The sequence below is a fragment of the Streptomyces sp. ISL-99 genome (assembly GCF_018614005.1).
Classification (GTDB): domain Bacteria; phylum Actinomycetota; class Actinomycetes; order Streptomycetales; family Streptomycetaceae; genus Streptomyces; species Streptomyces flavidovirens.
The window spans coordinates 120,125-142,940 of the sequence record NZ_JAGGPC010000022.1 but is presented as its reverse complement, the minus strand read 5'-3'; the positions used below and the strand labels follow the sequence as shown (position 1 = coordinate 142,940).

At 71.0% G+C, this 22,816-nt stretch carries 25 protein-coding genes and 2 pseudogenes; 13 read left to right on the top strand and 14 right to left on the bottom strand.

Annotation, left to right across the window (positions count from 1 at the left end; all coding sequences use genetic code 11):
* Nucleotides 1–271: 271 nt before the first annotated feature.
* Together J7E91_RS13565 and J7E91_RS13560 are read right to left on the bottom strand one after the other, a co-directional pair.
* Nucleotides 272–1,684 carry a S41 family peptidase gene (locus tag J7E91_RS13565; protein WP_374224690.1) on the bottom strand — a complete coding sequence of 471 codons (1,413 nt, stop codon included), beginning with the start codon at nucleotides 1,682–1,684 and terminating at the stop codon, nucleotides 272–274.
* 122 nt (nucleotides 1,685–1,806) lie between these two features.
* Complete coding sequence (locus J7E91_RS13560; RefSeq protein WP_214902847.1) at nucleotides 1,807–2,283, bottom strand: NUDIX domain-containing protein; 477 nt, start codon at nucleotides 2,281–2,283, stop codon at nucleotides 1,807–1,809.
* Between the two features lie 201 nt (nucleotides 2,284–2,484).
* On the opposite strand from J7E91_RS13560, the gene J7E91_RS13555 reads away from it, so the two are divergent.
* Together J7E91_RS13555 and J7E91_RS13550 are read left to right on the top strand one after the other, a co-directional pair.
* Nucleotides 2,485–3,537: an alpha/beta fold hydrolase gene (locus J7E91_RS13555; RefSeq protein ID WP_214902844.1), complete on the top strand. Its 1,053-nt coding sequence runs from the start codon at nucleotides 2,485–2,487 to the stop codon at nucleotides 3,535–3,537.
* A gap of 79 nt (nucleotides 3,538–3,616) precedes the next feature.
* On the top strand, nucleotides 3,617–4,372 hold the full coding sequence (locus J7E91_RS13550) for a ZIP family metal transporter (protein WP_214902841.1): 756 nt from the start codon (nucleotides 3,617–3,619) through the stop codon (nucleotides 4,370–4,372).
* Nucleotides 4,373–4,386: 14 nt separating this feature from the next.
* Here J7E91_RS13550 and J7E91_RS13545 read toward each other — a convergent pair whose 3' ends face one another.
* Both J7E91_RS13545 and J7E91_RS13540 read right to left on the bottom strand, forming a co-directional pair.
* Nucleotides 4,387–5,592 (bottom strand): exo-alpha-sialidase, encoded by a 1,206-nt coding sequence (locus J7E91_RS13545; RefSeq protein WP_214902838.1) that lies wholly within the window; start codon nucleotides 5,590–5,592, stop codon nucleotides 4,387–4,389.
* Nucleotides 5,593–5,713: 121 nt separating this feature from the next.
* Entirely contained in the window at nucleotides 5,714–6,217 is a 504-nt protein-coding gene (locus J7E91_RS13540; protein WP_214902835.1) for a metallophosphoesterase, read from the bottom strand.
* Between the two features lie 139 nt (nucleotides 6,218–6,356).
* On the opposite strand from J7E91_RS13540, the gene J7E91_RS13535 reads away from it, so the two are divergent.
* The 3 genes from J7E91_RS13535 (at nucleotide 6,357) to J7E91_RS13525 (ending at nucleotide 8,701) form a co-directional block, all read left to right on the top strand.
* Nucleotides 6,357–6,548 carry a DUF6381 family protein gene (locus tag J7E91_RS13535; protein ID WP_214902832.1) on the top strand — a complete coding sequence of 64 codons (192 nt, stop codon included), beginning with the start codon at nucleotides 6,357–6,359 and terminating at the stop codon, nucleotides 6,546–6,548.
* Between the two features lie 255 nt (nucleotides 6,549–6,803).
* Entirely contained in the window at nucleotides 6,804–7,424 is a 621-nt protein-coding gene (locus J7E91_RS13530) for a DinB family protein (RefSeq protein ID WP_214902829.1), read from the top strand.
* A gap of 116 nt (nucleotides 7,425–7,540) precedes the next feature.
* Nucleotides 7,541–8,701 (top strand): glutamate--cysteine ligase, encoded by a 1,161-nt coding sequence (locus tag J7E91_RS13525; protein ID WP_308376492.1) that lies wholly within the window; start codon nucleotides 7,541–7,543, stop codon nucleotides 8,699–8,701.
* 13 nt (nucleotides 8,702–8,714) lie between these two features.
* Here the strand turns inward: J7E91_RS13525 and J7E91_RS13520 are convergent, their stop codons facing one another.
* The gene (locus tag J7E91_RS13520; RefSeq protein WP_214902826.1) at nucleotides 8,715–9,479 is read right to left on the bottom strand and encodes a 2OG-Fe dioxygenase family protein; all 765 of its coding nucleotides are present in this window, start codon (nucleotides 9,477–9,479) and stop codon (nucleotides 8,715–8,717) included.
* A gap of 322 nt (nucleotides 9,480–9,801) precedes the next feature.
* Between J7E91_RS13520 and J7E91_RS13515 the strand changes: the two genes are divergently transcribed.
* Nucleotides 9,802–11,187: an FAD-binding oxidoreductase gene (locus tag J7E91_RS13515; RefSeq protein ID WP_214902822.1), complete on the top strand. Its 1,386-nt coding sequence runs from the start codon at nucleotides 9,802–9,804 to the stop codon at nucleotides 11,185–11,187.
* Between the two features lie 36 nt (nucleotides 11,188–11,223).
* Here the strand turns inward: J7E91_RS13515 and J7E91_RS36755 are convergent, their stop codons facing one another.
* On the bottom strand, nucleotides 11,224–11,349 hold the full coding sequence (locus J7E91_RS36755; RefSeq protein ID WP_285439081.1) for a hypothetical protein: 126 nt from the start codon (nucleotides 11,347–11,349) through the stop codon (nucleotides 11,224–11,226).
* A gap of 16 nt (nucleotides 11,350–11,365) precedes the next feature.
* On the opposite strand from J7E91_RS36755, the pseudogene J7E91_RS13510 reads away from it, so the two are divergent.
* Nucleotides 11,366–11,902: pseudogene (locus tag J7E91_RS13510) on the top strand (arginase family protein); the annotation flags it as partial.
* Nucleotides 11,903–11,915: 13 nt separating this feature from the next.
* Here J7E91_RS13510 and J7E91_RS13505 read toward each other — a convergent pair.
* Nucleotides 11,916–12,671, bottom strand: a complete 756-nt coding sequence (locus J7E91_RS13505; RefSeq protein ID WP_214902819.1) for an aquaporin — start codon at nucleotides 12,669–12,671, stop codon at nucleotides 11,916–11,918.
* Nucleotides 12,672–12,780: 109 nt separating this feature from the next.
* A pseudogene (locus J7E91_RS13500) lies at nucleotides 12,781–13,558 on the bottom strand (ArsR/SmtB family transcription factor).
* A gap of 30 nt (nucleotides 13,559–13,588) precedes the next feature.
* Here J7E91_RS13500 and J7E91_RS13495 point away from each other — a divergent pair.
* A complete protein-coding gene (locus J7E91_RS13495) occupies nucleotides 13,589–14,245 on the top strand; it encodes a flavin reductase family protein (protein ID WP_214902816.1) in 657 nt (218 codons plus the stop codon).
* A 415-nt stretch (nucleotides 14,246–14,660) separates the two neighbouring features.
* Here the strand turns inward: J7E91_RS13495 and J7E91_RS13490 are convergent, their stop codons facing one another.
* Nucleotides 14,661–15,404, bottom strand: coding sequence for a Sir2 family NAD-dependent protein deacetylase (locus tag J7E91_RS13490; RefSeq protein ID WP_214902813.1), 744 nt, complete (start codon nucleotides 15,402–15,404; stop codon nucleotides 14,661–14,663).
* A gap of 145 nt (nucleotides 15,405–15,549) precedes the next feature.
* Here J7E91_RS13490 and J7E91_RS13485 point away from each other — a divergent pair, with 145 nt between their 5' ends.
* From J7E91_RS13485 to J7E91_RS13475, 3 genes are all read left to right on the top strand, one after another.
* Nucleotides 15,550–16,173: a histidine phosphatase family protein gene (locus tag J7E91_RS13485; RefSeq protein WP_214902810.1), complete on the top strand. Its 624-nt coding sequence runs from the start codon at nucleotides 15,550–15,552 to the stop codon at nucleotides 16,171–16,173.
* A 92-nt stretch (nucleotides 16,174–16,265) separates the two neighbouring features.
* A complete protein-coding gene (locus tag J7E91_RS13480) occupies nucleotides 16,266–16,514 on the top strand; it encodes a DUF6296 family protein (protein ID WP_214902809.1) in 249 nt (82 codons plus the stop codon).
* Between the two features lie 149 nt (nucleotides 16,515–16,663).
* The gene (locus J7E91_RS13475) at nucleotides 16,664–17,521 is read left to right on the top strand and encodes a GNAT family N-acetyltransferase (protein WP_214902806.1); all 858 of its coding nucleotides are present in this window, start codon (nucleotides 16,664–16,666) and stop codon (nucleotides 17,519–17,521) included.
* Here the strand turns inward: J7E91_RS13475 and J7E91_RS13470 are convergent.
* On the bottom strand, nucleotides 17,515–17,823 hold the full coding sequence (locus J7E91_RS13470) for a hypothetical protein (protein ID WP_251015604.1): 309 nt from the start codon (nucleotides 17,821–17,823) through the stop codon (nucleotides 17,515–17,517). The two genes, J7E91_RS13475 and J7E91_RS13470, sit on opposite strands and share 7 nt — an antisense overlap.
* 351 nt (nucleotides 17,824–18,174) lie before the next feature.
* On the opposite strand from J7E91_RS13470, the gene J7E91_RS13465 reads away from it, so the two are divergent.
* On the top strand, nucleotides 18,175–18,945 hold the full coding sequence (locus J7E91_RS13465) for a class E sortase (protein ID WP_214902803.1): 771 nt from the start codon (nucleotides 18,175–18,177) through the stop codon (nucleotides 18,943–18,945).
* Nucleotides 18,946–19,022: 77 nt separating this feature from the next.
* On the opposite strand, the gene J7E91_RS13460 is transcribed toward J7E91_RS13465, so the two are convergent.
* Nucleotides 19,023–19,460, bottom strand: a complete 438-nt coding sequence (locus J7E91_RS13460) for an Asp23/Gls24 family envelope stress response protein (RefSeq protein ID WP_214902800.1) — start codon at nucleotides 19,458–19,460, stop codon at nucleotides 19,023–19,025.
* A gap of 100 nt (nucleotides 19,461–19,560) precedes the next feature.
* Nucleotides 19,561–20,319: a DeoR/GlpR family DNA-binding transcription regulator gene (locus J7E91_RS13455; RefSeq protein ID WP_214902797.1), complete on the bottom strand. Its 759-nt coding sequence runs from the start codon at nucleotides 20,317–20,319 to the stop codon at nucleotides 19,561–19,563.
* A gap of 73 nt (nucleotides 20,320–20,392) precedes the next feature.
* Between J7E91_RS13455 and J7E91_RS13450 the strand changes: the two genes are divergently transcribed.
* A complete protein-coding gene (locus J7E91_RS13450) occupies nucleotides 20,393–21,595 on the top strand; it encodes an MFS transporter (RefSeq protein ID WP_214902794.1) in 1,203 nt (400 codons plus the stop codon).
* Nucleotides 21,596–21,665: 70 nt separating this feature from the next.
* Here the strand turns inward: J7E91_RS13450 and J7E91_RS13445 are convergent, their stop codons facing one another.
* Both J7E91_RS13445 and J7E91_RS13440 read right to left on the bottom strand, forming a co-directional pair.
* Nucleotides 21,666–22,310: a cation transporter gene (locus J7E91_RS13445; protein ID WP_214902791.1), complete on the bottom strand. Its 645-nt coding sequence runs from the start codon at nucleotides 22,308–22,310 to the stop codon at nucleotides 21,666–21,668.
* On the bottom strand, nucleotides 22,310–22,645 hold the full coding sequence (locus J7E91_RS13440; protein WP_214902788.1) for a helix-turn-helix transcriptional regulator: 336 nt from the start codon (nucleotides 22,643–22,645) through the stop codon (nucleotides 22,310–22,312). The genes J7E91_RS13445 and J7E91_RS13440 overlap by 1 nt, the downstream gene beginning before the upstream one ends.
* Nucleotides 22,646–22,816: the final 171 nt, after the last annotated feature.

Sequence of the window (22,816 nt, the reverse complement as noted above, 5' to 3'; positions counted from 1 at the left end):
TGCCAACGGTAAACCACCTGAGATCGGCGCCCCGGCCCCGCCGGGCTTTCCCGCCCTCCCCGGCCTCGCCGCGCAGCCGCCCGTCCGAGGGCGGCCCTGCCGGTGTGAGCGCCGGGGCACACCCCCTGACCACGCCGGGGGCGCGTTCTGCGGGCCCGTACGGCTTCGGGAACCGAGCTCGGCAGGGGCGCGCCGCGGGTGCCCCCGCAGGCTTTCGGCCCTGTGGTACGAATCACTGCCGACCGCCCCGCGCGGGCGCCGGCGCGGCCTGTCAGCGAGGGTCGCGCAGTACCTCCACCGCCCGGTCGAAGGCCGAGTCGCGGTGGTGGGCGAATTCCTCGTCCGTGAACACCGGCTCCCTCAGATGCGGCGGAATGCCGGGGCCGTCGAAGGTGTGCCCGGACCGGGTGAGGAACTCCTCGTTGGGCAGCAGCAACGTCCAGCCTCCCGGAAGCCGTCGCTCCAGTGCGTCCGAGAAAACACCCTGGGTGGACTCCCCGATCCGTACCGTCCGCCCGGGACGGTCGATCAGGGCCTGCGTGAAGGTCTCACCCGCACTGAACGTCGTGCCACTGGTCAGCACCGTGACCGGCCCCGGATACCGGGGCCTGCCCGCCGCGGGGTGCACGTACAGGGGCTGCGGGCGTGTGAAGCGGGCCGGATCCGCGGGGTCGTTACGGGCTCGCTTGGCGTAGGCGAAGTGGGGGCGGTCGGTGAGACGCGCGGCCAGTCGCAGCCCCAGGCTGTCGGACCCGCCGCCGTTGATCCGCAGATCGATGATCAGGCCCTTCATCCGCGCCGTGCGCGCGGGCGTGAGGATCGCGTCAAGCGCGCGGTCCAGCTCCGCGCTGTTGGCGGCGAAGGTGTTGGCCTTCGTGTAGCCGCCGAACGCGGAGAGGCGGAGGTACCCCTGGCCGCCGGGCAGATCGGCGTATCCGATCCGGCCCTGTCCGAACTCCCGCAGCGGACGGCCATCCAGGTCACGCTCCTGGATGTACGCCTTGATCCGGTCCTCCAGCGTCCGGTCGGGGATGACGGTGCCGGGCCGGCTCCGGGCGAAAGTGCCGGTGTCACCGGCGAGGAGGGCGACATGCGCGTCGTGCAGCGGCGCCAGCATCTCCTCGAAGACGGCGAACAGTTCGGCGTCCGTGGTCCCGGCGTGGATCCGGGGCCGGTGACGGTCCCGGACGGCGTCCCAGTCGATCCCCTTGGCGGCGAAGAACGGGTAGTTCTCCTCGAAGGTCCGCCAGAGGACGTCGAAGGCCGCCACCGGGCCGCCGGGCATCTCCCGCGCACAGGAGGCGGGCAGCGCCGGAACGCGGCGCAGGTCACGGTAGTTGGGCGAGCCGTCCACGTGCAGCGACGCCCGGTCTGGGCGCGGTCCGGATCGTACGGTGAAGGCGTCCCCTTCGTCGGTGAGGTAGCGGGGCGACGTGCTGCCCCCGCCCGAGCGCGCGGCGGATTCGCCCTTCAGACAACTCACAGAAGTGGTCTGGTACTCCTGGAGCCGCCCCCGTTCGACCGAGAGCACCGTGCCGTATCCGTCCACGCGCCACACTCCGTCCGGTGACCGGGACACGGCGCCGGCAGGGGCGGCGGGAAGGGCCATGCCGCTGGTGACGGCCAGCAGCGCCGCAGCCGCGACAACTGTGGCCGCATGGCCCGATGGATTCCTGAACTGCATGATCACGTCTCCCCGTGAGGCGATGGGTCCGGGTCCCGGTCGCGGTCCCGTCTCGCCCCATCAGGATGGCCACCGTGGCCCGGCCCCGGACATCCCGCCAGCCGGTCGGTACGAGGTGGGGATTACCCCCGACGGGCTTCCACGTGCCGGGCGAGCCGGTCGAGGAAGACGCGCTGGCCCTTGACGAGCCGGTCGCGGGCGCTCTCCGGCGTACACCAGACGACCTGGTCGATCTCCGGGAACTCCTGCTGCACGCCGGAACCCCTCGGCCACTCCATGGTGAACGTCCCGAAATCGGCCAGGGCGGGGTCGAGATCAGCCTCCAGCGCCCAGACCGTGACGACCTTGCCGCTCGGCTGGCGGCACTCACCGAGGGGAATGAGCTCTCCGTCGGGCACCGGCAGACCGAGCTCCTCCGTGAACTCCCGGCGGGCAGCCGCCTCGGGCGTCTCGTCCGGCTCGTACTCACCTTTGGGGATCGACCAGGACGCGGTGTCACGGCCGGCCCAGAACGGCCCGCCCATATGACCGATGAGCACCTCGGCCCCGTCCTCCGAGGTCCGGAACAGGAGGAGACCCGCGCTTCGCTTGCCCGACATGCCGTCAAGTCTGCGTGGCGGGGCAGCCGGACGCCATCGGGCGAGGCCGTGTCGCGACGGGTTTCAGGGCGGCGGCGTATCCCGGGCGAAACGCGCCGGAAACCCCGGGTGCGGCGGCAGGCCTACGCTCGGACGAACGGACGGATACGCCGCCCGGCCGCTCCCCTTCCGGAAGCCGGCCGGACGCCCGAATCGGGAGGTATGCCCGTGGCCGACCACCCCGGCCGACGCCCAGCGGGGAGCGAGAGCCGGCTGCGCCCCGTGGGGGACGGGGACGCCGAGCCGCACTACCGCGTCGTGCACGGCTACCGGCGTGCGTACCGGATCGCGGGCGACGGACCGGCCGTCGTACTCATCCACGGCATCGGCGACTCCTCCGCCACCTGGGCCGGCCTCATGCCCGGCCTGGCCCGCCGCTACACGGTGATCGCCCCCGACCTGCTCGGCCACGGCATGTCGGACAAACCGCGCGCCGACTATTCGGTGGCCGCCTACGCGAACGGAATCCGCGACCTGCTGGGGGCGCTGGGCATCGAACGGGCCACGCTGATCGGCCACTCGTTCGGCGGCGGCGTGGCCATGCAGTTCGCGTACCAGTTCCCCGAACGGACCGAACGTCTCGTGCTGGTCAGCACCGGGGGAGTGGGAGCGGAGGTCAACCCCGCACTGCGTGCGGTCTCCCTGCCCGGCGCCGACCTGATGCTCTCGGCCCTCACGCTCCCCGGCATGCGGTGGCAGACGCGCGCCTTCGCCGGACTGATGAGGCTGCTCGGCACGGATCTCGGCCAGGACGCGACCGAACTGCTCCACCTCGTGGACGCGTTGCCCGACGCGACCTCGCGCAGCGCGTTCATCCGGACGCTGCGGGCGGTCGTCGACTGGCGGGGCCAGGTCGTCACGATGCTCGACCGCTGCTACCTGGCCGAGGGGATGCCCACCCTGCTCATCTGGGGCGATCGCGACAGCGTCGTCCCGGAGCGGCACGCGCACCGCGCGCACGACGCGATGCCGGGCAGCCGCCTGGAGATCTTCGCCGGGGTGGGCCATTTCCCGTTCCACACCGAGCCCGTACGCTTCCTCGCCCTCGTCGAGGACTTCATCGAGAGCACGAGCCCGGCGGACTGGAACGCCGAGCGATGGCGGGAACTGTTGCGCGCGGGCCGGCCGGGAACGCGGGGCGGCCGCCCGGACGACGCCCACCACCGTGCCGTCGAACGAGACCTGCGGGACGCGAGCGAACGCAGCGCCACCTGACGGGCCCCCGGCGGACCCGTTGGTGTGCGCGGTGCCACATGCGGGCTGTTCCTGTGTGGTTCCGGGGTACATGGGTGCCATGGAACACGTGGTGCTGGCGGGAATGTGGGGGCTGGTGGCCGGATCGGCCCTGCTGCTCGGGGCCGTGCTCGGATACGGAGTGCGGATCCCGCAGTGGGTGGTGGCGTCGGTCATGGCGTTCGGTGCGGGGGTACTTCTGTCGGCGGTCTCCTTCGAACTCGTCGAGGAGGCGTACGACCAGGCCGGGCTGGCTCCGGCAGCGGTCGGCACCGTGGGCGGTGCGGTGGCCTACACGGCGGGCAACATGTGGCTGGCCCGCCGCGGTGCCCGCCACCGCAAGCGTTCCGGACACCGGCGGTCCCAGCCGTCGGAGGCTCAGCAGGCCGGGTCCGGGCTGGCGTTGGCGCTCGGTGCCCTGCTGGACGGTGTGCCGGAATCGGCGGTGATCGGCGTCAGCCTCGTCGACGGCGGGGCGGTCAGCACGGTGACGGTGGTGGCGGTGTTCATCAGTAACGTCCCCGAGGGCCTTTCGAGTTCCGTCGGCATGCGGCGGGCCGGCCGCGGCAAGAAGTACGTCTTCGGTATCTGGGGCGCGATCGCCGCCGCGAGCGCGGCTTCCGCGGTACTCGGGTACGCCGTCGTCGGCGGGTTGCCGACCGCGGTGGTGGCCGCGGTGACGGCGGTGGCGGCCGGTGCCATTCTCGCGATGATCGCCGACACGATGATCCCGGAGGCGTTCGAGGACGCCCACCTGGCGATCGGCCTGATCACGGTCAGCGGCTTCCTGGTTTCCTTCGCGTTGTCACACGCCTGACCCCCGCGACGCCCTCACCGCTCGGAGGTCAGCGCGTCCGGGGGCAGAGGTGTGAAGCGGATGATCTCGTGGGTGGCCCGCGCCCCCGTCTCGTAGAGCAGGCCGACCGTGGCCGGGCCCGTCTGCACCAAGTCCGAGTAGCCGGCCGGGTCTTGCGACACGGACCAGACCGGCACCCACGACCGCCCGCCGTCGCCGCTGGCACGCACCTGCATCCGAAGCCGCTTGTCCGGGTCCGACGGGCCGGAATACAGCAGCGGACTCCTCGTCGCACCGCCGGAGACCTGAAGCACGCTGCCCTGCACCGTCGGACCCGTCAGGCCGGGCTGCGGCCGGAAGGGAACCGACAGAGTCAGACCGCCGTCGGCGCTGTAGGCGTCCGCGCGAGACCCCTCGGCGGTCCGGTCGTGGTCACGCGCGTTGATGTAGACCGTGCCGCCCGGGAGTTCGGCCAGCGTGCTCTCGTTGAGCGCGAGAGGGCCACTGACCGACCCGCTCACGTACCCGACGCGCCAGGTGTGCCCGCCGTCGTCGCTGTAGAGGGAGTGCGCGCCACTGCGCCCGGTCGCGCCCGAACTGTGGTTCGCGGGCACCAGCAGCCGGCCCCGGTGGCGTGCGTGCCGCAGGGCGGCCCCGTGGCCGGGACCGACGGCGTACCAACGCCAATCGGAGGGTTTGACCGATCCGGTGATGTCCCGCTGCGGCGACCACGTGCTGCCGCCGTCGGCGCTGCGCTGGACGTACACCCGACGGACCGAGGCGGCGACCTGCCCCGACGTCACCTGCCGCTTCGTGGCGCCGCCGATGGTCCGGCACGTCACCAGGACGATGTCTCCGCTGCGGGGGTCGATCATCGGCACGGGGTTGCCCACCGTGTCCTTCCCGGCGTCCGCGACCAACTGCAGCGGCTGCCAGGTGCATCCGCCGTCGAGGGAGCGCCGTAGGACCAGGTCGATGTCACCGTCGTCCGCGGAGGAATTCCGCCGCCCCTCGGCGAACGCGAGCAGCGCGCCGCCGGGGACCTGGAGCGCGGCCGGGATGCGGAAGGTGTTGTACCCGGAATCACCCGACCGGTAGGGCACGGAGGCCGGGCACGGCGCGGCCTGCTCGTGTGTCGCGCGTTCGTACGCCGCGGGGGTGGGAGCCTGGGTCACCGCCGGCCCGGCGGCCAGGGTCAGCAGGAGGGCCAGTCGCCGGCTGGCAGTGGCACGAAGTCTCATCGCGTCTCTCGTCCGGTGCGGCGTTCGCTGTCCGGATGGACCATAACGACAGAAAGCGCCCGCACTTGCGAACGCCACGCCTGCGAAGACCGCCGGACGGGCCGGACGGCCCCGCCGGATGTCAGCGGCGGGGCGGCAGGCGGTGCAGGCGGACCTCGCTCAGCCGTCCGTCCTGCGCGACGGCGGTCATGTACGTGCAGTAGGGCTGTCGCCGCCGGTCCGTCGGCGACCCCGGATTCAGCAGTCGCAGACCGCCCGGCGCCGTGGTGTCCCACGGAATGTGACTGTGGCCGAACACCAGCACATCCAGATCCGGGAACCGCTCCGCGCACCTGCGCTCCCGCCCCTGAGCGGCTCCCGTCTCGTGTACGACGCCGAAGCGCAGCCCACCGAGCTCCGCGCGGGCCACCTCGGGCAGCCGCGCCTGCAGGTCCGGACCGTCGTTGTTGCCGTACACCCCGATGAGGCGCCGTGAGTGCGCTTCGAGCAGGTCCAGCGCGGCCACGTCCACCCAGTCGCCGGCATGGATGACGGCATCGGCTTCCCGGGCCTGTGCGAGGAGCTCGGCGGGCAGTTCCCTGGCGCGTTTGGGCAGATGCGTGTCGGACGTCAGCAGCAGGCGCACGCACACCACCGTACGCGGAAGTCCTCGCCCGAGGCTCCGGCCTGCGGGGATAGCGGTGGGTGACCGTTCGGAATGCGCGGGCGCGTCGGCGCTGTTTCGCTGGTTCAGCCCGCTCTGTCCTGTCACCCGAGGAGTGATCATGAGCGTTGCAGGTGAGTCCGGCGGTCGCGCCCAGGAGTTGCGCCAGATGGCGCAGGAGGCGGACCAGGCCGCGGAACGTGCCGCTGACCCGGAGCAGCGCAAGCGGCTGAAGGACAAAGCCCGCCGCCTCAGGGAACAGAGCGAGCAGGCAAGCAGCATGGGCAGCGGGGACATCTACCCCCCGCAGTAACCGCCCCTGCCTACGGCACCGGCCGGTGGCTGCCCCCGCGCCCCAGGCGCGCGCGAGGCCACCGGCCGGTCACTTGCCGGGCCACCCGTCCCGCCGGGCGGAGCATGGGGCTCCGCGCGGAGCCGCGGGGGGCGAGGCGCCGGGTCGTCGGCGCCTGAAAAAAGGGCACGCGGCGGTCGTACCGCCTGTGGCAGGGTTCGGGGCGGCAGATCAGTATCGTCCCCGAGGCCCGCCGGCCCACCACAGGAGCGTCCGATGGCGACACCGGCGCGACTGGTCCCCTTGCTGGAGCAGTTCGATTTCGCGCGTGAGCGCCTCGGCGGCCGTTTGACAGGCCCGGTCATGGACAGCGGCAACGGCGTGGGAATCGAAGTCGCCCCCATGACCGACGAGGAGTATTTCTGGGAGCCGGTGCCGAACTGCTGGTCGGTCCGGCGGCGTACGGCCGGTCCAGGGCCGGGGGCCACCCTCCTGGCCGGAGCGGGCGACTGGGGACGCGACTTGACGCCGGCCCCGCACCCCTGGCCGCCGCCGTTCAACACCATCGCGTGGCGCCTGGACCACCTCAGCGAACTGCTGACCCTCCGCGCGGACCACACGATCGGCAGCCACGCCCTGACCCGCGACGACTACCGTGCCGGGGCGGACGCCGCCGGGGCGATCGCGGCCTTCGACGCCGGCGCCACGGTGTGGCGGGAAGCGCTGCTCAGCGCCGACGACTTGGCGCTCGACACGGTCGGGCACAGCACCTGTCCCCACGGCAGCGACCCGGAAGACCCGTTCATCGAAACCGTCTGGTGGGTCAACCAGGAACTGCTGCACCACGGAGCCGAGATCGCCCTGCTGCGCGACCTCTACTGCGCACGACAGCGCTGACACGCGGTCACCAACCTGCGGGTCACCAACCTGAACGGCGAGCGACCCGGCGGCTTCGCCTGTATGGCGGTGGTGTGCGAGGCGACAGAACCGCGGAACCCCGTGATGCTGATGCCGTGAACACTCAGGACCAGGGATCCAGCAGCCCGGCGACCGGCGCCCACGTGCCCACGGTGGGTGTCGAGGAGGAGTACTTCCTCATCCATCCCCGGACGCGTCAGCTGGAGCCGGCGAGTGCCAGGGTCCTCCCGAGGGCCTCCGCTGTCGTGGGCGACCTGGTCTCGGGCGAATTCACCCAGTACCAGATCGAGGGCAAGACACCCCCGTGCACGGCCCCCGAGGAACTGCGCAAGGAACTGACCCGGGTACGCGCCGCAGCCGTGACAGCCGCAGGCGAGGAGGGTCTGCGCCTGTGCGCGTCCGGTACACCGGTCATGCGAGGCGGAGTGCCGGCCGACATCGGCGACCACCCGCGATACCGCGCGGGGGCGGACCAGTACCGCGCCATGCTCGACGACTTCGCCCTCTCCGCCCTCCACGTCCATGTGCACCTGCCCGACCGGGAAGTGGGCGTACTGGTCACCAACCACCTCAGGCCGTGGCTGCCGCTCCTCGTGGCGATGAGCGCCAACTCGCCCTTCCACCAGGGACGCGACACCGGATATGCGAGCTGGCGTGCCGTGATGAGGAGCGCGTTCCCATGCCTGGGACCACCGCCGTACGCCGCATCGCTCGAAGAGCACCAGCGGCTCGCCGAGGCGATGGCGGCGTCGGAGGCCATGCTGGAAGCCGGTATGCCGTTCTGGGACGTCCGGCTCAACCCGCGGCTGCCGACGCTGGAGATCCGCACCATGGACGTCCTGCCGGACATCGACGACACGGTGGCACTCACCTCGCTGATCAGGGCGCTCGTGGTGACGGCGGAGGCGAAGGCCGTGCGCGGCGACCCAGGCCCTCGTACCTCGAGTGAGCTCCTGCGCGCCGCGTACTGGCGCGCGGCACGCGACGGCTGGTCCGGCGCGGGTGTCGACGCGTTGAGCGGACAGATCCTGCCCGCTCCGGTGCAGGCCGGGCGTCTCGTCGCGTACGTGCGTCCCGCTCTGGAGGAGTTCGGGGACATGGGCGAGGTGACGGCGTTCCTGCGGCGTCTGACGGCACGCGGCTGCGGCGCGAGCCGCCAGCGCGCCGCCGCGGCCACGGGTGCGGGGCCCGGCGGCGTCGTGGACAGTCTCGTCGCGGCGACCGCCGCGGCCAGGTGGGACCACCCTCCTGGCTGAGCGTGCCCGGCGCTCAGCGGGCCGTGAGCGTCGTCACCAGTACGTCGCGGTACGCGAGCCGGCCGGGGTCGAGCGGGCGGATCGGTGAGACCTGGTGCAGGGTGCGGCGGTCGTCACCGAGGAGCAGGGTTCCCGGCTCGCTGAGCGTCGTCGCCAGCACCTGCTTCCCGTCCGGGTCGAACACCGAACTCTCGCCACCGTCGGCGTTCCGCCGGGCGATCAGGAGCGAGGACACAAGGGTGACGCCGTCCCGGTGCAGCCCTTCGGGCGTGGGCTTTCCCTGCCCGTCGGCCGAGGCGATGACACGGAAGGGATGGACCATCACGCTCCACTCCGCCGGCTGCTCCAGGCCGCCCGCGAGATCCCCCAGCAGCCTGAGCAGGGACAGCAGAACGGGGTCGGCCACAAAGGCGTCGGTCAGCGGGTCGAAGTGGCGGTCCACCTGGACGTAGAGCGGATTGGTGTCCTTCGGCTGTACGAACGGGACGTGCGGCAGGAGCGACGGTTCCCCCGTGTCCGCGGGGAGGGAGAAGCGCCCGAAGCGACGCAACCGGCAGGTGCAGCCCTCCGCCGCGTATTTGTCGGGCGACAGATCGTCCCAGTGGGCGCAGAAGCGGTCCCATGCCTGCCGGTCGCTTCCGGTGCACGCTGTCAGGGCGTCCGGCGGCATCAGGTGCACTCCGGTCGAGGTCAGAGCCCGTCGGGCGGCCTCGACCGAGGCGGTGCGGACCGGGTCGGGGGCGGCGTCGGCGGTGGTGCCGTAGTCCAGGTCGTCCATTGACAACGTCCGTCCAGTTCAGCGGTGTGGCGCCCTGCGGCGCTCCGGCTTCCATGGTCGGGCGCACGGCGACGGGCCGCATCCCGGCCGTGCCGCCCGCCCATTGCCCGCGCACTCCGTGGGACCCGGGCACCTCGCGGCGAGATTGCGGGGCTCTGCGCACGGCGGGATGCTGGAGGTGTCAGCCGTCCGGGCGTGCGTTGCGCCTGTGACGTGGCTGAACGGGGGTGCCGGGGCGCCGGCGCACGACCGCTCACCGGCGGGCCCGACAGGGGAGAGGCCGGGTGGGGAAGCGGTTCCGCGTCTCGGCAAGGAGATGGTCATGGACGGGAGAACTCTGGAAGCGATGCGGACCGCGCTGCGCGGCCCGGTCATCGCCCCGCAGGACCCGGAGTACCACCAGAGCCGCAAAATCTACAACGCCATGATCGACCGGCGTCCGGCCGCCATGGTGCGGTGCGCGGACGCGGCGGACGTCATGGCCGCGGTCGATTTCATCCGCGACAACGGGCTCGAAGTCGCCGTCCGGGGCGGCGGCCACAGCGGCCCCGGCCTGGGTCTGGTGGAAGACGGCGTCACCATCGACCTGTCCCCCATGCGCTGGGCCCGCGTCGACCCCACCGCGAAAGCCGCGCGGGTCGGCGGCGGCAGCCAACTCGGCGACCTCGACCACGCCGCTCACGGCTTCGGCCTGGCCACCCCCTCCGGCATCATGTCCACGACGGGCGTCGGCGGCCTCACCCTCGGTGGCGGTCACGGCCATCTCACCCGCAAGTACGGACTCACGGCGGACAACCTGCTCGCGGCGGACGTGGTGCTGGCCGACGGCAGCTTCGTCACCGCCAGCGAGACGGAGAACCCGGACCTCTTCTGGGGCCTGCGCGGCGGCGGCGGGAACTTCGGCATCGTCACGTCGTTCAGCTTCCGGCTGCACCCGGTGGACACCGTGGGCGTCGGCATCACCGTGTGGCCGGTCGACAGCACGCGCGAGGTGCTGCGGTGGTACCGCGACTTCCTGCCGCAGGCGGCCGATGACCTGAGCGGGTTCTTCGCGACGCTCACCGTTCCACCCGGCCCGCCCTTCCCGGAAGAGATCCACGGCCACAAGATGTGCGGAGTCGTCTGGTGCTGGACAGGGGACCCGGCCCGCCTCGACGAGACCCTCGCGGTGGTGAACGAACCGGGCGCACCGGCTTTCCACTTCACGGCACCGATGCCCTACCCGGCCCTGCAGACCATGTTCGACGAGCTGTTCCCCACCGGCCTGCAGTGGTACTGGCGCGGGCACTTCTTCGACCGGATCACGGACGAAGCCATCGACGTACACGTGAAGTACGCCGAGAACCTCCCCACCGACCTGTCGATGACGCACCTGTACCCGGTGGACGGGGCCGCGAGCCGTGTCGGCCCGGACGACACCGCGTGGAGCTACCGGGACGCCGTATGGTCCGGCGTCATCGCCGGCATCGACCCCGATCCCGCCAACGCCGAGGCACTCAAGCAGTGGTGTGTCGACTACTGGCAGGAACTGCACCCGCATTCCATGGGCGGCGGTTACGTCAACTTCATGGGCGTCGGCGAGAGGCAGGACCGGGTCAGGGCCACCTACCGCCACCACTACGACAGGCTGGCGGGAGTCAAGCGTACGTACGATCCGCACAACTTCTTCCACGTCAACCAGAACATCGAGCCGGCGGAGCAGCTCTGACCTACAGGACGGCTTCAGGACGACTCCAGGACGGCTTCAGGAGGGAAGGACGCGGAAGTGCGGCAACCAGCCGTCGTCGAGGCGCCGTCCGTACTCGGGCTGCGGCTGTCCGGCGTGCAGGACGCGCCGGCCGCCCTGCTCGACGCCGACCTGCTGAGGCACGTTCCTCGACGGCCACACCGACTTCTACCAGCCGTCCGCGGAGCCGGCCGGCGAGGCCGCCTCGATGGAACTCGCCCTGGCCACGGGGCGCGGACCCCGGCCGCTCACCGACCTTGAGGGACGCGGGCCGCTCATACGGGACGAGGACGTCGTGGCCTTCGCCTTCCGCGACTCCGCACAGTCCGCCGAGGCGGGTATGCAGTCGCTGCCGCCACGGCTGCACGCGATCGACCTCGACGGGGTGCGCGCGGCAGGCGCGGACGCGGCAGCGCGCCGGGCGCTCGACCTGCTCACCGGCGGGGGGAGCGGCGGCTACTGGGTCCACCTCGACGTGGACGTCCTGGACGACGCGATCATGCCGGCCGTCGACTACCGCCTGCCCGGCGGGCTGACCTGGGTGGAACTGGAGAGTGTGCTGCGGGCGGCGCTCGGGGACGAACGGGCCCGGGGGCTCGACGTCACGATTTTCAATCCCCGCCTGGACCACGACGGGACGATCGCGGTCCGTCTCACCGAGTGCCTGAGCCGAGGACTGCCGGCCCGCGCGGCATGACTCGATGGTGTCGTTACGCACCCCGAGAGAGCGACCGGCCCCGCACCCGGTCGCTCAGCAACAGGTTGTCGGACGACGGGCGAGTCGCGGGTGGCCCATAGAGGATGGCCGCCAGGCCGACGCCGAGGAGGCCGCCGAGGAGCTGGGCGGTGAGGAAGCCGGGGAGCGACGCGGGGGCGATGCCGGTGAGGGAATCGGTGAACGCCCTTCCGACCGTTGCCGCGGGGTTCGCGAAGGATCCGGAAGAGGTGAACCAGATGGCCGCGCCGATGTACGAGGCGACCGCGACCGGGGCGAGTTGGGCGCGGCCTGTGCGGTCCAGTCCGTACACCACCAGGACAAGCCCGGCCGTGGCGACCGTTTCGCCGAGCAGCACGTGACCGGCCGATCGCACTTGGGTGGACCAGACGCCGGGTGTCCGGCCGAACATCGCCTCGGCCAGCAGGCCACCCGTGACGGCCCCGGCGAGCTGCGCGGTGAGGTAGAGGACGACTTCGCGGCGCCTGAAGCGGGCCTGGCCGCGCCGTTGGGACCACCATGCGAAGAGCGTGATCACCGGGTTGAGGTGAGCTCCGGAGACCGGGCTGAACAGGAGAATCAGCAGGCCCAGTCCGACGGCCGAGGCCAGTGCGTTGGCCAGGAGCTGGACTCCGGCGTCCTGGCTGAGGCCGCCTGCCTGGATGCCGGAGCCGACGATGACGGTTACCAGAGCCGCGGTCCCCACCAGTTCGGCGGCCGCTCGGCGTGGCAGTGCCTTGTCGATGCCCATGGTGTGGTTCCTCCCCCTGACGACCGCAGTGAGTGGAAAATATATTCCGCATCTTGGAATGATGTGGAGCGGTGTCCGAAGGCTGGACGCCCGTATGCCGGCGATCGGCTCAGCTCGCCGTGTCGGCCCCCGCGAGCAGCACCTCGTCCGGAAGTGAAAGGTGACGACGCAGCGCGTCGCGGCCCTCGTCCGTCAGCGTGATGATGCGCGTACTTCCCTGACGTACGAGCCAGGAGGCCTCCAGCGCATGGCGGAAGAGGGCGGCGCCCACCGCCCCCGGCCAAGTGGGCGCGGCGTTCGGTCCAGTCGAGACACGTACGGACGTGGGGGCGGCGGGAAGTGCCGGAGCGGTCGTCGGCCACCCCGAGGCCGCGCAGCCACGACGCGCCGGACTCGGTGAGAGCGGGGCCGTAGTCCCAGGCGAGCAGGGCCTGCGCGGTCATGGCGTCAGTGATCGCCACTCCCAGGGCGCCCGCCAAGTGGTCGTAGCAGGTACGGGCGTGGGCCAGGGCGCGGCGACGACGGGCGTCCGTCAGCGAGCGGACCGGAGTCGGACGCTGCGGTGCGTGGGCCGCGAGCCCTTCGATCATCTCGGCGGTGTCCGGGCCCGTGAGGCGAACGTAACGGTGGCGGCCACTGCGCTCCTCCGCCAGCACTCCGCCGGCGACCAGTTGGTGCAGATGACCAGTCGCGGTGGACGGAGCGACGCCGGCGAGGCGGGCCAGTTCCGTAGCCGTCCAGGCCCGGCCGTCGAGCAGCGCGAGGCAGAAGGCGGCGCGGGTACGGTCCGCGAAAAGGGCTGCCAGGGAGGCGAGATCCGGGCTGTCGGCGTGCGAGTCGCGGCTGGTCACCGGCTCATTCTCGCCCTTCGTCAGTTCGGCCGGCATCAAAGTGTCAGACGTCTAGCGTTCCGGGCCATGAAGACCGACAAGCACGAACAACACACCGCCGACGACAGACACCTGGTGATCCGGCCGAGCATTCTCTACTTCGGAACGCCCGTGGTCCTTGTGACTTCGGAGAACGAGGACGGCTCCTGCAATCTGGCGCCGATCTCGTCGGCCTGGGCGCTGGGGCAGCACGTTGTCCTCGGCCTGGGCAGCGAAAGCCAGACGGCCCGGAATCTCTCCGCACGGCCGGAACTGGTGATCAACCTGCCCTCGCCCGAACTGTGGGAGTCGGTGGAACGCCTGGCGCCGCTCACCGGCGCCGACCCGGTCCCGATGAGCAAGCGCGAGGTGTACCGGTACGAGGGCGACAAATTCTCCGCCGCCGGGCTCCGGCCGCAGGATGCGCAGGAGGTGCGGCCGGCCCGAGTCGCCGAATGCCCCTTGCAGTTGGAGGCGACCGTGACAGCGATGACGGCCGGCGGCGCGGGGCTGTTCTTCACCGTCGAGTGCGAAGTCCTGCGCGTGCATGCCGATGAGCACATCGTGGTGCCGGGGACCCAGCACATAGACCCCGCTGTGTGGAGCCCTCTCATCTACAACTTCCGTCATTATCACGGCCTTGCCCCCGAAGTCGGTCACGGCTTCCGCTCGGAGACGGCCAGGGCCGGCGCCGGAGCTCGATAAACCCTGGCGGTGTCCCGCGGCCTCCGACGTGGCACCTGCCATGAGTCGCGATGAGGCCACGCCGTAGGCTGCGGGCGCGGAGTACGGGCAACGGGGGCGGCCTGCTCCGGTGCTCCACGGACCACCTACACTCGTCCTCCGTTCTGGCTGCCGCCAGAGAACCGCACGTACCGACTTGAAGGGCACTCTTCGACGTGAGTTCCGCAAACCGTGCCGAGGCACCGATCTATGCAGGCCTCGTAGAGGAGCGGGGCGATGTACCTGCCGAGGTACGCCAGGCCGCCGAGGAAACTCTTCGGGAGGTGGAGCAGGCGATGGACTTCAGCGCTGTGCGCGCGAGGGCGACGCGCTGGTAGGACGAAACGTCCGCAAGCAGCGCCGTTGCCGGCCGTACGCGGAGGGTCCGCCCTCGGGCTCAGGCCGCCAAGCGCTTCAGCAGGGCGGGCAGCGCCGTCCCGATCGGCTCGCGTACGACGTCGTCGGCCAGTTCGTCGTACGGCGTCGGCTCGGCGTTGACGACGACGAGCCGTGCGCCGTACTCCGCCGCGATCCCCGCGAGCGACGCGGCCGGCTGCACCTTGAGGCTGGTGCCGACGGCCACGAACACGTCGCTCGCCTTGGCGATCGCCAAAGCCTCACCCATCACCGCGGGGTCGAGCCGCTGCCCGAACATCACCGTGGCCGACTTGAGGATGCCCCCGCACGCGAGGCACGGCGGGTCCTCCTCACCCGCTTCCACCCGCGCCAGCGCCTCCTCCATCGGAGACCGGGCGTGGCAACCGGTGCACACCGTCGACCGGGCGGTCCCGTGCAGTTCCAGCACCTTGCGGGCAGGCAGCCCCGCGAGCTGGTGCAGTCCGTCGACGTTCTGGGTGAGGACCCGGACCGGAACCCCGGAGCGTTCCAGCTCGGTGATCGCCCGGTGGGCGTCGTTCGGCCGGGCACGCCGGGCGGGGCTGTCGAGGCGCATGCGCCAGGCGCGGCGCCGGACCTCGGGGTCGGCCATGTAGAAGTCGTACGTGACGAGCTTCTCGGCCTGCGGGTCACGCCGCCACAGGCCGTTCGGCCCGCGGTAGTCGGGGATGCCGGAGTCGGTGGAGATCCCGGCTCCGCTGAGGACGGCGACCAGCGGCCGTCGTACCGTGCCGTTGCTGCTCATACGGGTGAGCGTAGGCGGCGGGTACGTCGGCGTCGACGCGATTGTCGCGTGGCCGGGGCGCAGCGGGAACCGAGGGGAAGGCCCCTGCGTCCACCGGCTCGATGCGCAAGATCACAGTCACGGACGTTCTCGGGGGACCTCGGACATGACGGACACGGCCACTCGGTACCTGTATCTCGCCCGGCACGGTGAGGCGTCCCCCGACGAGACGTCTCTGACCGAACACGGGTGCCGCCAAGCCGTTCTGCTCGGTGAACGGCTCCGCGCTGCGCCCCTGTCCGCGATCCATCACGGTCCGCTGCCCCGGGCGGCGCAGACGGCACGGCTGATCGGCGAACAGCTTGACGGCGTACCACTGCGTCAGTCGGAGGCTGCCGGGGACTACCTCCCCTACCTGCCGCGGAAGCAGGAGCTGCCGCCGGATTCGGCCGATTCCCTGCTGGGCTTCCTCGCGCGGTTTCCGGCAGATGAGCGCGAGCGTGGTCCGGAGCTTGCCAGGGAAGCGCTCGCGCAGTTCACAGGACCGGCGCCGGGCCGTCAGCCTCGCCACGAACTGGTCGTCACCCACAACTTCCTCATCGGATGGCTGGTACGAGCCGCCCACGACGCGCCCGAGTGGCGCTGGATGGGCCTCAACCACTGCAACGCCGCTCTGACAGTGATCAGGTACGCGCCCGGCAGGCCGTCCTCCGTGCTCTGTTACAACGACATGCGGCACCTGCCCGCGGAACTGCGCTGGACCGGCTTCCCGCCCGAACTCCACATCTGAACGACAACAGCGAAATGGACCCCCCGGGCGCTTAATGCGTGATTATGGACATACGGGCGGGGCTGGTGGCTTCTCATCGAGGAGGCGACGACATGGGCAGGTTCGATCGCTACGAATTGGTTTTCGTGCATCCAGGCACATCCGCAGCCGTTCCGGAAGCTGCGGATGTCGTGGAAGTGCACCGTACGGATCGGAACGGGCCCGGTGGTCATCCGGTGTACGCGGACGACACCGGCATTGTCCTGGCCGAGATCAGCGACCGGGACGAGGTGCGGATGCTCGCCAGCGGCGGGCACCAGGACCCAGCGGCGGCGGTCCAGGTGCGTCCCGCTGACGCTTAGAGGGGCCTACGCGGCATACGCCGCGCCCGCGACAGACCGGCAGGGCGGTCGGACCGGTTTGCCGCGGGCGCGGCCTGCACGTTTGATGGAAGGAGAGCCCCCCGGCCGGAAAGGGCTTGAGGCAGCGGATACAGGAGGTGCATCGGATCGTGGATCTCGTACTGCGCCCAGGAAGGCCCGAAGATGCCGCGGAGTCCGGCAGGATCTGCTTCGATGCCTTCTCCGGAATCGCCCGACAGCACGGGTTCCCGTCGGACACTCCTGCTGCGGACGCGGCCGGCGGGATGATGGAGACGCTGTTGAACCATCCCGGCTTCTACAGTGTCGTCGCCGAAATCGACGGCCGGATCGTCGGCAGCAACTTCCTCGACGAGCGCTCGCCCGTCGTCGGCGTCGGGCCCGTCACCGTGGACCCGGCCGCCCAGAACGGCGGCGTGGGGCGCCGGCTGATGCAGGACGTCATGCAGCGGGCCGCCGAGCGGCGTGTGCCCGGCATCCGGCTGCTGCAGAGCGGGTATCACTCCAGGTCGTTCGCCCTCTACGCCGGCCTCGGGTTCGAGTTCCGTGAAACCGTGGCCTGCCTGCAGGGGCCGCCGATCGGAAAGACCGTACCGGGGTACGAGGTGCGGCCCGCGACGGACGCGGATGTGGCGGCCTGCAACCAGGTGTGCCGCAAGGTTCACGGGACCGACCGCGGCGGTGAACTCACTGACGCGATCAAAATGGGCACAGCCCGCGTGACCGAACACGGCGGGCGTATCACGGGCTACGCCACGGACCTGTCCTTCTTCGCGCACGCGGTCGGCGAGAGCACTGAGGACATCAGTGCTCTCATCGCCGCGGCGCCCGCCTTCGGCGGCACGGGCATTCTCGTCCCCGCGTCCAACAGCGCGCTGCTCCAGTGGTGTCTGGGAAACGGCCTCAAGGTGCAACAGCTGATGAGCGTCATGACGATCGGCCTCTACAACGAGCCCGCCGGGGCGTATCTCCCCTCCGTCCTCTACTGATTCACCGTGTCCCAGCAGGAGTGACCGAAGCTGCGGACCAGCAGCAGCAGTGCGGCGGCAAGCCGCCAGTCGACCCAGTCCACGTGTACGCGCACTTCGTCGTCACCGGACCGGAACTCCAGCGGCGTCTCCTTCCTGGTACGCCAGATGATCCGCCGGGGCCCGCGTGCGCCGTCGCCGCCGCCCCCGACAAGGCTGCCTACGGCTATCGCGGCCTGGAGCGGGAAGAGCAGCCACCACACGTACCACCAGAAGATCCGGCCTTTGAAGCCGACAGCTTCCGGCGCGCCGGTCTGACTCACCGTCCAGCGCGTGCGCAGGCCGCTGCGGGACGCCTCCGGGCGGCAGCTCGCGTTCTACGTGTGCTGCCACGCGCGGGGTCCCGCCCTCGGTATCCGCGTACCTCACCTCGTGTTCCACTTCGTGCGGGCTGGTCCTGGGCTCGGCCCCCAGGCGTAGTGTCGCGCTCATCGGTGATCTCCTCGCACGGTGCTGGCCGGACGATATCGAAGGCCAGTGCCGTTGTTTGCGGGAGGGGGCATGGTGACGATGTTCGGGGCGGGAACACCTGATCGGTTCGGATTGTTCTGGTGGGAAAGCTGGGCGCCCTTTCCGCAGGCGTTGTCCGACGCCCCCCCGTGATCCGGAATGCCATGTTCACTCCCCGCCCCGTCCCCGCCGCCCTCGCAGGCACTCTCCTCGTCGCCCTGGTGGGTTGCGCCACCGGCGCTGATGACGGCGCAGCGGACAAACCCGCGGCCGCTACGGTCGCGGTGCTCTCGCCGGACACCGCCTCGGCGGCATCGGCGACGATCGCCGGGCCGGCGCCCTCCTTGTCCAGTGCCGAGCCGGCTGCGCCCGAGAGCAGCACGCGGAAGCAGACGGCGTTGCTGGCCATTCCGTCCATCGGCCTCGTGAACCTGCGCGTCGTCCCGTACGAGGGGACGACCGACGACTGGGCAGGCACGCGGATCCAGGACCGTGGTGTGGCCGCCAGCCCGTACGGCGATGAAGGCGGTGTCGGGCCCGGCGAAGTCGGCAACTACCTCGTCACGGCACACCGCCTCTCGGCCGGTGGCCCCCTGCGCGAACTCCCGTCCGTCGACGAGGGCGACTCCGTGTTCGTCACGGCGGGCGGCAAGGTCTACGAGTACAAAATCACCGACACCAGGATGACGTCGTTCCGCTCGGAGCGGTCACTGGCTGAGCAGCGGGCCGCGGTCCCGGGCTCGCCGGGCAAGCAGCCCACCAAGGCCATGATGACGCTCTCCACCTGTGCGACGCCGGAGGACGACGCTGCCGGGAACTTCTGGCGCGACGAGAAGGGCAACCCGGAGCACCGTATCGACAAGATCGGGGTGCTGGCCTCGTCGCGGGCGGCGCCGAGCGACACAAGTGAGCCGACGCCGCCGAGCGACAAGTGAGCTGTATCGCCGGACAGCGCGTGCGGACGTAAACGTAACCGGAGAGCAGACCGTGTGCGGCCGAGCCGGCAGGCCGGCTAGCGGAGCCGTGGCTGCTCTTCTTCCTCTTCTTCCTCTTCCTCCGGAAGCTTCACGTCGCTGACCGCGATGTTGACCTCGACGACCTCCAGGCCCGTCATCCACTCGACCGCGGAGATCACGTTCTCTCGCACGGCGCCGGCGACATCCGTGATCGAGACGCCGTAGTCGACGACGATTTCCAGGTCGACCGCCGTCTGCTTCTCACCCACTTCGACTTTGACGCCCCTCGAAACGGACCTGGCCGCGCCGGGCACGCGCTCTCGCGCCGCTCCGAAGGCCCGCGAGATTCCGCTGCCCATCGCATGGACGCCGGCCACGTCGCGGGCCGCCATTCCGACGATCTTCTCGACCGCGCTGTCGGCGATGGTGGTCCGTCCCCGGCTGGCGGGGTCGCCGTGCTTCCCACTGACGTTCTGGGTTCCGGTATCGGTCATAGCCGGTCGTTCCTTTCCAGGGAGAGGAGCTTGCTACCGTTCTTCCACGTTAGGCCCGTATGGCCTGCGATGCTCAGGGACGCCAGGGCAGGGCCCGGTCTCACACCTTTCGTACGGTCACGCCTGCCGCGGCCAGCGCGCCGGTCGCGTCGTCCGGGGCTGCCTCGTCGGTGACGACGACGTGGAGGGCGGAGAGGGGCGCCACGAAGGCGAGGGCGGTGCGGGAGAGCTTGGCGGACTCCGCGACGGCGATGACGCGACGGGCCGAAGCGATCGCGGCGCGCTTGACGGCGGCATCGTCCAGGTCGTACGCCGTCAGGCCGTCCGCGGGGTTCAGTCCGCAGTAGCCGATCACGGCGGTGTCGAAGCGTACGGCGGCCAGCGACGCCGTGGTCAGCGGGCCGGTCAGCGCCAGCTCACCCGGTCGTGGTCGCCCGCCGGGCACCAGCAGCGTCAGCTGAGGTGCCCCGGCCAGCGCGTTGACTCCGTGGAGGGACAACGGCATCACGGTCAGGCGCCGGTGCTCCAGCGCGTGGGCCACTTCCAGGCAGGTGGTGCCGCTGTCCAGGACGACGGACTCGCCGTCGGCGATCAGCGCGGCGACCTCGGCGGCGATGCGCTGCTTGCTCTCCAGCCCCTCCCGCGCACGCAGCGCGAACGGGGGTTCGTCGCCGTACAGCAGCAGGCTCCTCGCTCCTCCGCGGTAGCGCTCAAGAACGCCCTGGCCGGCCAGGACCTCCAGGTCGCGGCGGATGGTCATCTCCGAAGCGCCGGTGAGTCCGGCCAGCTCCGCGACACCCATGCGGCCCGCCTCGCGCACGGCATCGGTGATCTGTCTCCATCGGTCTGTGCTCCCCATACTCGCATTGAACATCGATCCTGTTTCCAATGCAATCTTTCGAACAAGCTGGTTGTTCGTTATGTTCGTATGCATGGAGAGATCACTGCGGGCCGGTCGGCTGGCCACCTTCGCGTACTTCACCTTGAACGGCTTCCTCATGGGGATGTGGATCGTCCACATCCCCGCCATCGAGCATCGTGCCGGGACAAGCCATGCCGTGCTCGGCTGGCTCCTGCTGCTGCTCGGCGCGGGAGCCTTCGCCGGCATGCAGATCGTCGGCCCGCTCACCGACCGCTACGGCGCCCGCACTGCGGTACCGGTCAGCGCGGCACTGTGCAGTGCCGCCGTGGTCCTGCCCGGTCTGGCCACGAGCACCTGGACGCTGGGGGCGGCGCTGCTGGTACTCGGCTTCGGCAACGGCTGCCTGGACGTCAGCATGAACGCCCACGCCGTTCAGGTGGAGCGCGGTTACGAGCGGCCCGTCATGTCCGCGTTCCACGCCACCTTCTCCGTCGGGGGTGTACTGGCCGCTCTCGTCGGCGCCCGCACGCTCAGCTGGGGGGTGAGTCCGGCGGTAACTCTCGCAGCGGTGGCGCTCTTCGGCCTCGTCGCGGCCCTGGTGGCCGCCCCCGCGCTGCTGCGGCCCGAGCCCGCCCGCACGGCAGAGGTCCCGGCCGCGGAAGCCCCCACCGCCGGGGCGAAGGCGGCCCGCAGGACACCCCGGCGCATCTGGGTACTGGCCGCTCTCGCACTCATGCTGATGCTCTGCGAAGGTGTGGCCAACGACTGGAGTGTGCTTCATCTGCGGGATGTCCTGGACGCGCCCGCCGCGACCGCCGCCCTTGCGTACGGGGCCTTCGCCACCGCCATGACCGTCGGTCGTCTGCTTGCCGACCGGGTGGCCGCGCGTTTCGGAGCGGTGGCCATCGTGAGGTACGGCGCCTCCGTCGCCGCGCTCGGCCTGACCATGGCGGCGCTGTCCCCGTGGATTCCCCTGGCGCTGATCGGCTGGACCATGTTCGGGGCCGGGCTGTCCGGCTGCATCCCGCAGCTCTTCAGTGCCGCCGGCCACGCCGACCCGGACGCCTCCGGAGTCAACGTTTCCCGTGTCGCCGGCCTCGGCTACCTCGGCATGCTCGCCGGGCCCGCCGTCATCGGACCGCTCACCCACTGGGTCCCGCTCAACCTCACGTTCTTCCTGCCCGTGGCCTTCTGCGTCATCGCCGCCTGTACGGCCGGCATCCTGCGGCCCCGGCGCGACGCTCCCGTCCCGCGTGAGGCGGAGGCCGTATGACCGGCACAAGCGGTCCCGGTCGCGGTCGAAGCGGTGTGCGTGATCGCTTCGTCCGGCTCGTCCCAGAGGGTCAGCCGCAGCAGCCCTCGCCGCGCCAGGCGTCGACTCCCTCCCTGACCGCGATGACGGCGATGACGAGAGCGGCGATCGGGTCGGCCCACGACCACCCGAGCGTGGCGTTGAGGACCAGGCCCACCAGGAGGACGACGGACAGGTAGGTGCACAGCAGGGTCTGCCTGGAATCGGCGACCGCCGAGGCCGAACCCAGCCGCCGCCCGGCCTTGCGCTGGGCGACGGAGAGGAACGGCATCACGGCCAGGGAGAGGGCCGCCAGCACGATGCCGGTAATGGAGCGGTCCGCCTCGCCGGTGCCGCTCAGAGAGCGGACGGCGTCAACGCTGACGTACGCGGCGAGCGCGAAGAACGAGAGCGCGATGATCCGCAGCGTCGTCTTCTCGCGGGCCTCGCGGACGGCGTGGTCGCGGGCGGAGAACTGCCAGGCCACCGCGGCGGCGGAGGACACCTCGATGACGGAGTCCAGGCCGAAGCCGACCAGCGCGGTGGAGGAGGCGATCGTGCCCGCGGTGATCGCGACGACGGCCTCGACGACGTTGTAGGTGATGGTCGCCGCGACCAGCAGCCGTATCCGGCGAGTCAGTACTTCACGGGCGGCGCGGGCGGACGGGTCGGTGCCCACGGGTATCCCGGCGGTCATCAGCAGCAATCCTTGTCTTCCGTGTCCGGGCAGGTACGGTCCGCCTCGACCGCCAGCACGGCGGTTCGCAGGTCGTCCAGCGCGTGCCCCAGCCGTTCGTCCGCGAGCTCGTAGCGTGTCCGGCGGCCGACGGGCACGGCCACGACCAGGCCGCAGTCCCGCAGACAGGCAAGGTGGTTCGACAGCCTTGTCCGCGAGATCTCCAGGGCGTCGGCGAGATCGGCGGGATGGGCCGGGGCCGCGCGCAGGGCGAGCAGGATCCGGCAGCGGATCGGGTCGGCGAGCGCGCGGCCGAACCGCGCAAGCACCTCGATGTCGTACGCGAGAGTCAGCACGGCCAGGACGGTACACGAGATTCTGAATTCAAGAAACTGTGAACCCTCGCCGGGTGTGGGGGAATACCGCCGGTCGCCGTCTCACGCCCGTACCCGACCACGCCTCACATTTCGTCATGCCGCGGACTGATGCCGCCTTGTCCACCAGCCGCACCCCGGCACACCTCCGGG